Source organism: Actinomadura violacea, from assembly GCF_017573465.1.
GTDB classification, from domain to species: Bacteria; Actinomycetota; Actinomycetes; order Streptosporangiales; family Streptosporangiaceae; genus Spirillospora; species Spirillospora violacea.
In genome coordinates this window covers 378,428-391,098 of record NZ_JAGEPF010000002.1, presented here as the reverse complement: position 1 = coordinate 391,098, position 12,671 = coordinate 378,428, and the positions used below count along the sequence as shown (strand labels likewise).

Genomic DNA, 12,671 nt, shown 5'->3' with positions numbered 1-12,671 from the left:
CCGGCCCGGGGGCCTCGTCCTTTCCGAGGTCAACAGGGTGGTTCACGACTGGCGTACCTGCCTTTCCAGGTCGTCGAGGACGGAGGTGAGGGCGATCAGCCCGGCGTCGTCCACGGGTTCGGGACCGTACAGGGCCGCGCCGACGTACGCCTCGTCCTGGGCGGTCCGGCGGGCCACGGCCGCGACGATCTCCCGCGCGGCCGCGGGGTCCTGCGCGCTGGTGCGCGGCAGGCCGAGGAGGGGGACGATGCGTTCGCGCGCGCCGGAGCGCAGCGCGTCAGCGGCGCGGTCCCGGGCGCGGCTCGCCCGGTACAGGCGCGCGCGCCCCTCGACCGTCTCTGCGGAGCGGACGGCCACGGGTAGCGCCTCCGCCACCACCGGGCCGAGGCGACGCCCACGCCACAGCGCCACCAGGATGACCGCGATGACCAGCTCCAGGAAGAACAGCTTGACGCCGAAGGGAAGCAGGTCGGTCAGCGACTCCTGCCCCGCGCCGGCGCCTTTGGCGGGGACGTCCGGGGCGAGCCACACCACGGACCCGCGCGCCCCCGCGAGGTTCATCAGCAGCGCCGCGTTGCCCTCTTCAGCGAGATGCTGGTTGGTGAGCGGCGTACTGGAGCCCAGCACCGTTACGGTTCTGGGGCCGTCCTGTACCTGGACGAGGCGTGCCTCTCGGTCCACCTGGTAGCAGCTGACGGCGTTGCCGGATGTTTCGTAGGTCTGCGATTCGCCGAGCGTCACCGTGCCCGCCAGCGTGGCGGCTTGCAGCGAGCACTGGGGATCGGCCGTATTGGCGAAGCTGATGTTTCCCGTTCGCACACCGGGCGCGAGAGCCTCCAGCACCGGCGTCGTGGGCTCGACGAGGAGCAGCCCTCCTTGCACGCCCCGCAACCGGTCGATGTCGTCCTGGGTGAGCCGCTCGCTGCGCGTCACCACCATGACCGTGCCAGAGCCGGACTGGTCGACGGCCTGGGCGGCGTGCCTGGCCACCGTCACGGGCGTCCCGTGCTGCTTGAGGATCTCCGCGAGCGCGCGCGAGCCGTCCTTCTTCGGCGACGTCGGATCGAGCCGTTCGGGTGAGCCGGATGGGCGCAGCGCGGCCAGGATCACCGCGATGACGGCCATGGCGAGCAGCGCCGCCACCACGCCGCGCGCCGACCGCCAGCGGCGCCCGGCGACCTGCCGGGCGGACGGCTCGCCGCCCGCCTCCTGCGCGCGCGCAGGCGACTGGATCACCATCGCTGGCCCCCGTCCGCGTCGTCCGCACCGACGCCCGCCGGCGTGGGGCCGTCGGGCTCCAGCGGCTTCGGGCGGGCCGCGCGCAGCCGCTCGTCCAGCTCCTTGACCTGCGCGTACCGCTCGGCCGTGCCGGGCCGGTCGCCGTACCAGACGTCATCGAAGATCCGCACGCCGGTGCGCAGCGCGTCCGCCAGCTCGGGCACCGCCTCGCCCGCCTCCGCCGCCAGCTCGTCGGCCGTGCGCCCGGGACGCGGCGCGAGCACGGCGCGCTCCTCCAGGTCGCGGGCGATGGCGCGGAGCCTCTCCCGGATGGCCTCGGCCCACTGCCCCTGCGCGGCGAGCCGTTCCGCGGCGTCCCGGTGGTCGAGAGCCCTGGAGGGCTTGTCCTCCAGGAGGGGGTCCTTCCTGGAGCGCGGGTTCCGGCGATCCCACATGAGCCACACGACCAGGGCCACCGCGACCAGTGCGATCACCACGATGACGACGATGGAGACCCATCCGCCGCCGTTGCCGTGCGCCTTCGGATGGGAGGCGTGGCTGAACAGGCTCTGGAGCCAGTCGGAGAAGCGGTCCCACACCCGCTCCAGCCAGGACGGCTTGTCCCGCTGGTAGATCTGCTTGTCCAGCTCGCGGCGCGCCATATCGCGGGCCTCGTCGCGGCCGATCGGATCGAGCATCACCCGCGCGCCCCCGCTTCAGGTCCGGTTCCGTGCCAGGCGCCTACAGGGCGGGGCCGCCATAGGTCGATGAAACCCTCCTCGTCGCCCTCGTCCGCTCGGCCGTTTCCGTCACTCGGATCGCTTTCGCTACTAGGGCCACTAGCGTCACGGCCGGAACCGGCCGCCACCGCGGCCGCGGACCGTCCCCGCGTGCGCAGGTCCAAGTCCAGACCCTCGCGGCGCATACGGCGGTCCATGTAGAGCAGTGCGATGACGCCGGCGTCGAACGGCAGGACCACCGCCCAGCTGATGATGCGCCCCGCCGTGTCGACCGCGAGCGCGCCCACCGTCGAGCCGCCGTCCGAGCCGGTCCCGAAGAGGATGAGCTGGATGACCAGGAAGGGGATCCGCAAGGCGAAGAACCCCATGAACACCGTGATGAGGATCGCCAGCAGCAGCGTCCCGCACGTGCGGAACCACCGTCCCTTGGACAGGACACGGGCCCGTTTAAGCGCGCCGCCGACGGTCGTGCGTTCCAGCACCACGGCCGGAACGGCCTGCACGAGCAGGATGTACGACCACACCATCAGCCCTATGCCGATGGGGAAGCCGACGATCGCCGCCAGCGCGCCCAGCGCCGGATGCGCGTTCGAGGCCACCAGGAGGATGAACGGGATGATCGGCGCGGTCATCGCGGCGAGCGGCACCAGCAGCACCAGTGCCGCGGTGGCGGCGAGCCGGCCCAGGCGGGGACGGGCGTCGCGCCACGCCTGGCGGGGCGCCACCGGCATGCCCACCAGTTCCCGGCCGAGGATCGGCGCCAGCAGCCCGGACAGCACCAGGATCCCGTACGCCGACAGGACCAGCCCCATGACCGCCAGCGTCACCTGCGCGCCGAACGACCGTATGAGCAGCCCGGGCGTGACCTCGTTGCGCGCCTCGTTGCCGATGAAGAAGTACGCCGCGACGGAACTCGCCACCTGGATGACCGTGCTGAACGCCAGGGCGATCCCCAGGGCCGTGCGTGGGCGCCGGCGTATCCCGGCTATGGAGCCGTCCAGCATCTCCGAGATGGACATGGGGCGGAACGGGACGGCGGTGTCCGCGTCGTCGTCCCAGCCGTCCGGTCCCGGCATGTCGGCTCCCTGCGGTCTTCGGCGGGGGGTGTCCCGGCGGGCCGGCCCATGGTGACCGCGGCCGCCGGTCAGGTCATCCTGTCACGGGCGAGCCGCCGCATATGCCGACACCGGCCCGGTCGATGACGATCTGTGCCCTGACGGGCAGGCGCGTGGACGAAAGCTTCCGATCTCGGACAACCTGGCATGGGTTTCGGGAGTCCCGTTTACAATCCCGCCCTTGTACGGGGTGTCGCATAAGGCGCGCATAAGGCGGGCCTCCTGCCATGCCGTCCCCCGGCATGCGTCAAGGGGGCGGTCACCGGACGCCTGGAGGAGTCATGTACGAGGCAAACGCAGGTAACCTTGCACGCCAAGGCATATCTCTCCCTGGCGAGGTGGGGCCGGAGCATCTCACCCCACTCCACCGAACCCCGACTTTGTGACGATGAGGGCCATGAGAGGACGTGTACTGGTCGTCGACGACGACCTCGCGCTCGCCGAGATGCTCGGCATCGTGCTGAGGGGCGAGGGCTTCGAGCCGTCGTTCGTGCACGACGGCGACAAGGCGCTCGAGGCGTTCCGGGAGACCCGGCCCGACCTGGTGCTGCTGGACCTGATGCTGCCGGGCGCCGACGGTATCGACGTCTGCCGGCAGATCCGCGCCGAGTCCGGCGTGCCGATCGTCATGCTGACGGCCAAGAGCGACACCGTCGATGTGGTCCTCGGCCTCGAATCGGGCGCCGACGACTACATCGTCAAGCCGTTCAAGCCCAAGGAGCTGGTCGCCCGTGTGCGCGCGCGCCTGCGCCGCACCGACGAGCCCGCCCCCGAGACCCTGCAGATCGGCGACATCACCATCGACGTGGCCGGGCACTCGGTGAAACGCGCCGACCGGCACATCCCGCTGACCCCGCTGGAGTTCGACCTGCTCGTGGCCCTGGCCCGCAAGCCCCGCCAGGTGTTCACCCGCGAGGTCCTGCTGGAGCAGGTCTGGGGGTACCGGCACGCCGCCGACACCCGCCTGGTGAACGTCCACGTCCAGCGGCTCCGCGCCAAGATCGAGAAGGACCCGGAGCGGCCCGAGATCGTCGTCACCGTGCGCGGTGTCGGCTACAAGGCCGGGCCGGCCTGAACACCCGGGCCCGCCTGAACCCCCGGTACCGCGCCCCTCGTGACAGCCGGAACGGCACGCCGATGACCGACACCCGACCCCGCCGCCAGGACCCCTCGTGAAAGTCGACATGACGAGGGCCAAGCGCCTTGTGCGGTGCGGGCTGGTGACGCTGCAGCGCGTCGTGCGCGGCACGGCGAGCCGTGCCTACATGCGCTGGCGCCGCTCCATCCAGGTACGAGTGGTCACCTCCACGCTGTTCATTTCCGCGATCGTGGTGGCCATCCTGGGCGCGTTCCTCATGCAGCAGGTGTCGTCCGCGCTCATGGACGGCAAGGTCAAGGCGGCCCGCCTCCAGCTGGACGAGGGCCTGGCCCAGGTCCAGCGGGACCTGGGGAACAACTCGTCGTCCGCATCGGAGGACGGCAGCCAGCTCAACGCCGTGGTGAACCGCCTGAAGGCGCGCAGCGGCCCGTCCGGCCTGTACGAGGTGTACATCCGCGACACCACCGCGGAGTACTTCGACGGGTACGCCACCAACGAGCTTCGTAAGGAGAGCGTCCCCAAGCGCCTCAGGGAAGAGATGAAGCACGCCCCCGGGGGCGCGCGCGCCTACACCTACGGCAAGCTCACCTACGTCGGAGGCCACCCGTCCGAACGCGGCCTCATCGTGGGCGGCAAGTCCGGCCAGTTCGAGCTGTACTACCTGTTCCCCCTGGAACAGGAGCAGAAGACCCTCACCAACGTGAGCCGCTCCATGGTCGGCGTGGGCGTCGTCCTGGTGCTGCTCCTGGCCGCCATCGCCTCGCTGGTGACGCGCCAGGTCGTCATACCGGTACGGCTGGCCGCACAGGGAGCGCAGAGGCTCGCCGCAGGGCGGCTCGAAGAGCGCATGCGCGTGCGCGGCGAGGACGACCTCGCCCGCCTGGCCCGCTCCTTCAACGACATGGCCGCCAACCTCCAGGAGAAGATCGGCGAGCTGGAGGACCTGTCGCAACTGCAGCGCCAGTTCGTCTCCGACGTCTCGCACGAGCTCCGCACGCCCCTGACCACCATCAGGATCGCGGCCGACATGCTCTACGAGAACCGCGACACCTTCGACGACCCCGCCGTGGGGCGGTCCGCGGAACTCCTGCAGAGCCAGCTCGAACGGTTCGAGTCGCTGCTCGCCGACCTGCTGGAGATCAGCCGCCACGACGCAGGCGCCGCCACGCTCGACGCCGAATCGCTCGACATGCGAGACCTGGTCCTGCGCGTCGTCGGCGACATCCAGGGCCTCGCCGAGCGCAAGGGCAGCAAGGTCGTCCTGCAGCTGCCGGGTGAACCCTGCATGGCGGAGGTGGACCGCCGCAGGGTCGAGCGCATCCTGCGCAACCTCGTCGTCAACGCCGTCGAGCACGGCGAGGGCGAGGACATCGTCGTGTCGGTCGCCGCCGACCGCGACGCCGTCGCCGTCTCTGTGCGGGACCACGGCGTCGGCCTCAAACCGGGGGAGGGACAGATGGTCTTCGACCGCTTCTGGCGCGCGGACCCCGCCCGCGCGCGCACTACCGGCGGCACCGGGCTGGGGTTGTCCATCTCCCGGGAGGACGCCCAGCTGCACGGCGGATGGCTCCAGGCATGGGGCGAACCCGGCGTCGGGTCCCAGTTCCGCCTGTCGCTGCCCCGCGTCGCCGGAGCCGAACTGCGCGGATCGCCGCTCCCGCTCGTCCCGCCGGGGGCCGGCGACGCGCGCCCCCTCTTCGCCGAACTGGAGGCGGGGGATTGACCGGCGACCACCGCGAGACACGAAGCCCCCAGGCCCGGCGGGTACGGCCCGCCGTCGCCGTCGCGGTCGTCCTCGTGCTCTGCATGGCGGGATGCGCCAACGTGCCCACGGGCGGGCAGGTGGTCACCGGCAAGCCCGCCGAGAAGGCCGAGCGCGTGGACGACCCGTACGTCCGCCTGATCCCGGTCGGCCCCCAGCCCGACTGGACGCCCACCCAGATCGTCTCCGGCTTCCTCACCGCCTCCTCGAGCTTCGACGACGGCCATGCGGTCGCCAAGGAGTACCTGAGCACCCCCAACGGCTGGGAGCCGGGCCTGCGGCCGTACGTGGACGTCCTGTCGAGCCGCACGGTCGACCCGCACGTGGACCAGACGTCCGCCAATCAGGCCACCGTGCACGTCACCGGCGACCAGCTCGGCACGATCGACTCCGACGGCCAGTACACGGCCGCCCCCAAGAGCTTCGAGGCGGACTTCCAGCTGGCCAAGACCCAGCAGGGCGTATGGCGCATCACCGACCTGCCCGGCAACGACAAGGCCGGGCTGTTCCTGACCAAGGACGACGTCGAACGCGCGATGCGCACGGTCAACCTCTACTTCTTCGCCCCTGACCAGCACACCCTCGTGCCCAACGGCGTCTTCCTGCCGGTGGTCGACCGTGAGACGCTGCCCACCCAGCTCGTCCAGGCACTGCTGTCCGGTCCCACGTCCTGGCTCAACGGGGCAGTGCAGAGCGCGTTCCCCAAGGGGACCAGGCTGCGCGGCGGGACCGTCCGCATCGACAAGGACCTCGCGATCGTCGACCTCACGCAGGAGGCCCGCGGCGGCAACGTGGAGCGCATGTCGGCGCAGCTGAGCTGGACGCTGCGGCAGCTCTCGGAGATCAAACGCTGGCGGCTGCAGATCAACGGCGAGACCATCACACCGGACGGCTCCGACGCCACACAGTCCGTGCACGCGTGGGACGGCAACTCGCCCGACGGGCAAGACCCCGACGAGCAGGTCCGCCAGACCGCCTATGTCGCCGGTACCGCCGGCTTCATAGGCACCCTCCAGGGCGACCGTGCCCAACCCGTGGTCACCGGTGCCGCCGGACGGCTGTCCCACCCCGCCGTATCGCCGAACTACCAGGAGCTCGCAGGGCTCAGCCATGACGGCGCCAAGCTCTTCACCGCCGCGCCGGTCGCGGGCAACCCGGCCGTCCGCGTGCTCCTGACCGCGCACACCGGTGGGAGCTTCACGGCGCCCTCCTGGAGTCGTGACGGCAGCCTGTGGACGGTGGAGAGCACGAAGAAGGCGTCGTGGCTCTGGGTGCGGCGTCCCGGCAAGGCGCCCGTGAAGGCCGGCCACTGGGGCCTGGGCGGACGCCAGGTGCTCGCCTTCCACGTCGCCCGCGACGGCGTCCGTGCCGCGGTCATCGTCAGCATCGACGGGCGACCCGAGGTCCAGATCGGCCGCATAGCCACCGCTCCCGACGGGTCCCTGGACGTGGGGTCGTTCCTGCCCGTCTCGTCCGAACTCCAGAACGCCGTCGACCTGGCATGGCGCGACTACGACACCCTCGCCGTGCTGGGCCGCGCCAAGCGCGACTCGCAGACGCTCCCGTACCTGATGCCGGTGAGCGGCAGCGCCATCACGTCGCTGGGTGTCGGCGCCCTCGGCGAGCCGCGCACCATCGCAGCCGCCCCGGGGTCCCCGGTCCTGATCGGCACCACGTCGTCCGGCAAGGACCAGGTGTGCCGCCAGCGCCCGCCCGTCACCTCCTACAGCCCCTGGATCTGCCCGACCCCGGCCCGGGACCCCAGCTACGCGCACTGAGCCGCGACCGGGCCGCTGAGGCGGCTGCGGGGCGCTGAGCGGCCGGGGATAGCGGTTCGCAGGCCCGGCCGGGAGGCGAACGCGGAACTGTGGACAAACGCCGCGACGCGGTTATCCACATTTCGGCGCCGGTCTTCCGGCGGCCCGCCGCGGCCGGGATCGTCGAGGTCATGAGCTTCCTCGCCGACCTGATCGACTTCCTGCTCCCCGAGACCTGCGCCGGGTGCGGCGGCGCGCCCGTCCTGCTGTGCGGGTCCTGCGCCGCCGCGCTGGACGGCCCCGCCCGGCCGGCGCGCCCCGCGCCTCCGGGCGTCCCGCAGCCGTGGACGGTCGCCTCCTACGAGGGCGCCGTCCAGAAGATCTTCTCGGCCTACAAGGAGCACGGCAGGACCCGGCTCGCCGCCCCGCTCGGCGAGGCGCTGGCCAAAGCCGTGGACGCGGCCCTGCCGGAACCGCGGGCCCGGCCGGGCCCGCCGCCCGGCGCCCTGCCGGAGTCCGCGCCATCGCCGGAGTCCGCGCGATCGGCGGGGCCTGCGCGATCGGCGGGGTCTGCGCGATCGCCGGAGCCCGCGCGGCTGGGAGAGTTTACGCGGCTGGCGGGGTCTGCGCGGCTGGCGGGGTCTGCGCGGCTGGTGGAGTCCGGGCGGCTGGCGGAGCCGATGGCGGTCGTGTGGGTCCCGTCGCGCCGGGGCGCGGCACGCCGGCGCGGGCACGATCCCATGGCGCGGGCCGTGGAGGTGGCCGTGCACCGGCTGCGGGCGAGCGGCGTCCGGGTGGCCGCGGTGGGCGGGTTGCGCCAGCGCCGCCGGGTCGCCGACCAGGCCGGCCTGGGGGCGAAGGCCCGCAGGGACAATCTGAGCGGCGCGCTGGAGGCCGTACCGCGGGCGCCTCTCGCCGGACGCAGAGTCGTCCTGGTCGACGACGTCGTCACGACCGGGGCCTCGCTGGCCGAGGCGACGCGCGCGCTGAAGGCGGCTGGCGCCGAGGTCGTCGCGTCGGCGACCGTGGCGTCCACGCCCCTGCGGAGGGGATGGTGACTTTCTTCACGTCGACCCTGCGGACGGGCAGGTAGCTACCTAACGTAGCCGTCCCCGTGGCCGCCGCCGGGCCCGGTCGGCGACAAACGGGGTAATTCGGGTCACATTGCTCCATGGCGGGAGTACAGATTTTTCCAAACCCAGGCGGCGGACGCGGGGGTCTGACCTGGGCGGCCCGAAGCCGCGCACCCCCTGGCGCCAGGGGCCTCAGCGGCCTCGCGCGTCCGCCCGGGGCGGGCCCGGGGACGGCGCTGCGGGGGTCCTCGATGACGGTCAGTGAGTTTTTCCTCGCCCCACCCCCCTGACATTCGTGGCGTAAGGGGTTAGCGTTCCTGACATGGCACCCGCCCGGGTCCGTGGTTGCGTCGGATCGCAGTGCTCGTCAGGAGCACAGCAGACGATCCGGCTAGCCGATGCCAGGCGCAGGCGAAACGGCCCACGTAAGGCGACTTTTCGTCGACCGATCACGGTGCGCCTTAGAGGTAAGTCCTGCCCCGTCGAGGGATCCGACATCCCCCGAACCGGGAGAAGGGCAGTAGTGGCGAGAGCGCCGCGAGCCCCTCAGCAGGCGGATGTGGGGACGAAGACCAGGTCGGCCGGGCGGGTGCGACCCACCGTGCTGTGGTGCCCGTACGGGGCCATCAGGGGTCCCGTACCGGGCGTGTATCGCAACCGGGAGAAGGGGGGACCCACGTGGACATCATCGTGAGGGGCCGGCACACCGAGGTCAACGACAGGTTCCGTCGGCACGTCGACAGCAAACTGGCCAAGATCGAGCGGCTCGACCAGAAGGTCATCCGCGTGGACGTGGAGGTGTCCGAGGAACGCAACCCGCGGCTCGCCGACCAGCGCGAACGAGTGGAGCTCACCATCCGGTCCCGCGGCCCGGTGATCCGGGCCGAGGCCGCCGCCGACGACCGCTACGGCGCCCTCGACATGGCGCTCGACAAGCTGGAGTCGCGGCTGCGGCGCGACTGCGGGCGCCGCAAGGCCCACGGCGGCAAGGGCCGCGCCAAGCTCGCCACGATGGAACCGCTCCCCGAACCGGTGCCGATGACCGCGCCCGTGCCCGAGGGCTCGTCCCGCGCCGGGCGCACGGCCACGGCGGTCGCCGAGGAGGAGACCGGCGCCGCGATGGCCGGAGCACAGGTGGACGAGAGCATCGTCCCGATCCCGATGGAGGGCGACGGGCCCGTCGTCGTCCGCGAGAAGTTCCACAAGGCCGAGCCGATGGGCATCGAGCAGGCGCTCTTCGAGATGGAGCTCGTGGGGCACGACTTCTTCCTTTACCGCGACAAGGCCACCGGGCATCCCTCGGTCGTCTACCGCAGAAGGGGCTGGGACTACGGAGTGATCAGGCTCGTAGAGGAGTGAGGAGCGGCGCCCGCCAGTGAGGAGCGACGCCGGGATCGGCAGGGCACCGGCCGGCCCGCGCACCCCCCGCCGGACGGCGCGGGGCGTCCGGGCCGGCCGGAGTTCCCGGATTTTGTGGGCGGACGTCGGCCCCGCGAGACGCTGGGAACGGCGGAAAACCCCGTAACGTAGGGGCTGAGGGGCGTCGCAGTGGCCGGCACCACGCCGGTTCGGCCCTGCCCCCTTCGTCCCGGGGGCGACCCCGGACCCCGCGAAGAACCTCCGGGGGCGACCCTGGAGCCCGACCCTCCGGTAGTTTCAGATCACTGACAGTGAAGGGGGGAAGCGGCGTCTCCTCCACGCCGCGACTCAGGTGAGCGAGAATCCCGAGGCTCGCGAAGCCGTGACGGTGCCCCGGCAGGGCGGCGCCGCCGCCACCCCCGCCGAGCGGCGGGCCGCGCGGCCGGGCGATGCGGCCGACCCGATCCGCGTGCTCATCGTCGACGACCACGCGCTGTTCCGCAGAGGCCTGGAGATGGTCCTGCAGGCCGAGGACGACATCGAGGTCATCGGCGAGGGCGGCGACGGGCACGAGGCGGTCGAGATGGCCGGCGACCTGCTGCCCGACGTGGTGCTGATGGACATCCGGATGCCGCGGCGCAGCGGCATCGAGGCCTGCACGGCGATTAAGGACGCCGCGCCCAGCGCCAAGATCGTGATGCTGACGATCAGCGACGAGGAGGAGGACCTCTTCGAGGCGATCAAGGCCGGGGCCAGCGGCTACCTGCTCAAGGAGATCTCGATCGACGAGGTCCCGCAGGCGGTCCGCGCCGTGCACGGCGGGCAGTCGCTGATCAGCCCGTCCATGGCGTCCAAACTGATCACCGAGTTCGCCTCGCTCGCCAAGCGCAGCGAGGAGCGCACCCAGCAGGTCCCCGCGCCCCGCCTCACCGAGCGCGAGATGGAGGTCCTTCGCCTCGTCGCCCGCGGCCTCGGCAACAGGGAGATCGCGCGGGAGCTGTTCATCTCCGAGAACACGGTCAAGAACCACGTCCGCAACATCCTCGAGAAGCTCCAGCTCCACTCGCGCATGGAAGCGGTCGTCTACGCCGTCCGGGAGAAACTCCTGGAGATCACCTGACCCACCACCCGCCCAGTGAGATCCCGGCCGTTGGCGGGCGGGGGCGGCTGGGGTGTGGGCGGGGCGGGGGTTACCGGCAATGTGGTTTTGTCGGTGTTGTGGCCTAGCATCGCGGGCGTGGTCGAGGTAGAGCTGAGCGCGGACGAGGCACGGCGGCTCCAGCTGCGCGCCCAGGGGTTCCTGGGGGCGCGGCCGAGGGGCGGGGTGACGGCGATGCTGGAGCGGCTGGGGGCCGTCCAGCTGGACACGATCTCGGTACTGGCGCGGTCCCACGAGCTCGTGCCGTACGCGCGGCTGGGTTCGGTCGGGCGCGGTGCGATCGAGGCGGCCTACTGGGGGAACGGCTCGTTCGGCGCCTTCGAGTACTGGGCGCACGCGGCATCGATCCTGCCGATGCGCGACTGGCCGCTGTTCGCGTTCCGGCGGCGCGCCTACCTGCGGCGGGGCTGGCGCTGGCACAAGGTGCCCGAGGGCGTGTGCGACGAGATCCGGGCCCGGCTGCGCTCGGACGGCCCGCTGACCACCAAGGAGCTCGGCGGCGCGAAGGCGAGCGCCGAATGGTGGGACTGGAGCGAGCACAAGATCGGCATCGAGTGGCTGCTCGACGTCGGGGAGGTCGTGTGCGCCGAGCGGGTCGGCTGGCGGCGGGTCTACGACCTGGCGGAACGGGCCGTCCCGGCGGAGCTGCTCGCGCAGGACCCCGACGACGAGACCTGCCTGACGGCCCTCGTCGCGCGGTCGGGCCGGGCGCTCGGCGTGGCGACGCGGAGCGACCTCGCGGACTACTACCGGCTCAAGCAGGACCAGGTGGCCGGGGTCGTCGAGGCGACCGGGCTCGTCCCGGTGAAGGTGGCGGGATGGAGCCAGCGGGCCTGGGCCGACCCGGAGGCCCTCGCGGTCCCGGCGCGGGGACGGCACGCCACGACGCTGCTGTCGCCGTTCGACTCCCTGGTGTGGGACCGCGCGCGGGCGTCCCGGATGTTCGGGTTCGACCACCGGCTGGAGGCCTACGTCCCGAAGGGCAAGCGCGTCCACGGATACTTCGCGATGCCGCTGCTGGCCGGCGGGCGGCTGCTCGGGCGGGTCGACCCGGCGCGGGAGGGCGGCACGCTCGTCGCCCGCCAGGTGTCGTTCGAGCCGTGGGCGATCCGGACCGCGGGGCGCGCCGAGGCGTCCGCCGTGTCGCTGGCGACCGCGCTGTGGCGGGCAGCGGCGTGGGTCGGCTGCGACGACGTCCGCGTCGAACGGATCGTCCCGGACGGTCTCGACCGCACGCTCGTCGACGCCGCGCTCAAGGCCGGACCCTCCTGACCCGCGCTCCCCGGCCGCCCGCCACGCGGACTCCGGCATATCGGGCGGTTCGCCGCGGGGACTTCGCCCTCCCGAAACAGCCGCTTCCGCGGCCGGAGACGCGGACGCGCCCGGCTC

10 protein-coding genes are annotated in these 12,671 nt (G+C 72.3%); 7 read left to right on the top strand and 3 right to left on the bottom strand.

Annotated elements, in window-relative coordinates; translation table 11 throughout:
- Window positions 1-42 precede the first annotated feature (42 nt).
- The 3 genes from J4709_RS04120 to J4709_RS04110 are packed head-to-tail and all read right to left on the bottom strand — an operon-like array spanning window position 43 to window position 3,034.
- Entirely contained in the window at window positions 43-1,239 is a 1,197-nt protein-coding gene (locus J4709_RS04120) for a DUF4350 domain-containing protein (protein WP_208237014.1), read from the bottom strand.
- On the bottom strand, window positions 1,233-1,916 hold the full coding sequence (locus tag J4709_RS04115) for a DUF4129 domain-containing protein (protein ID WP_232382904.1): 684 nt from the start codon (window positions 1,914-1,916) through the stop codon (window positions 1,233-1,235). The genes J4709_RS04120 and J4709_RS04115 overlap by 7 nt, the downstream gene beginning before the upstream one ends.
- The gene (locus J4709_RS04110) at window positions 1,916-3,034 is read right to left on the bottom strand and encodes a hypothetical protein (RefSeq protein ID WP_208237010.1); all 1,119 of its coding nucleotides are present in this window, start codon (window positions 3,032-3,034) and stop codon (window positions 1,916-1,918) included. The genes J4709_RS04115 and J4709_RS04110 overlap by 1 nt, the downstream gene beginning before the upstream one ends.
- 436 nt (window positions 3,035-3,470) lie before the next feature.
- Between J4709_RS04110 and mtrA the strand changes: the two genes are divergently transcribed.
- From mtrA to J4709_RS04075, 7 genes are all read left to right on the top strand, one after another.
- On the top strand, window positions 3,471-4,148 hold the full coding sequence (mtrA, locus tag J4709_RS04105; RefSeq protein ID WP_151538627.1) for an MtrAB system response regulator MtrA: 678 nt from the start codon (window positions 3,471-3,473) through the stop codon (window positions 4,146-4,148).
- Between the two features lie 109 nt (window positions 4,149-4,257).
- Window positions 4,258-5,895 carry an MtrAB system histidine kinase MtrB gene (mtrB, locus tag J4709_RS04100; protein WP_208237194.1) on the top strand — a complete coding sequence of 546 codons (1,638 nt, stop codon included), beginning with the start codon at window positions 4,258-4,260 and terminating at the stop codon, window positions 5,893-5,895.
- On the top strand, window positions 5,892-7,712 hold the full coding sequence (locus J4709_RS04095; protein ID WP_232382903.1) for an LpqB family beta-propeller domain-containing protein: 1,821 nt from the start codon (window positions 5,892-5,894) through the stop codon (window positions 7,710-7,712). The genes mtrB and J4709_RS04095 overlap by 4 nt, the downstream gene beginning before the upstream one ends.
- A gap of 170 nt (window positions 7,713-7,882) precedes the next feature.
- On the top strand, window positions 7,883-8,749 hold the full coding sequence (locus J4709_RS04090; protein WP_208237008.1) for a ComF family protein: 867 nt from the start codon (window positions 7,883-7,885) through the stop codon (window positions 8,747-8,749).
- A 693-nt stretch (window positions 8,750-9,442) separates the two neighbouring features.
- Entirely contained in the window at window positions 9,443-10,123 is a 681-nt protein-coding gene (gene hpf / locus J4709_RS04085) for a ribosome hibernation-promoting factor, HPF/YfiA family (protein WP_208237007.1), read from the top strand.
- A gap of 388 nt (window positions 10,124-10,511) precedes the next feature.
- Window positions 10,512-11,243 carry a response regulator gene (locus J4709_RS04080; protein WP_151538674.1) on the top strand — a complete coding sequence of 244 codons (732 nt, stop codon included), beginning with the start codon at window positions 10,512-10,514 and terminating at the stop codon, window positions 11,241-11,243.
- Between the two features lie 117 nt (window positions 11,244-11,360).
- A complete protein-coding gene (locus J4709_RS04075) occupies window positions 11,361-12,554 on the top strand; it encodes a winged helix-turn-helix domain-containing protein (RefSeq protein ID WP_307800935.1) in 1,194 nt (397 codons plus the stop codon).
- Window positions 12,555-12,671: the final 117 nt, after the last annotated feature.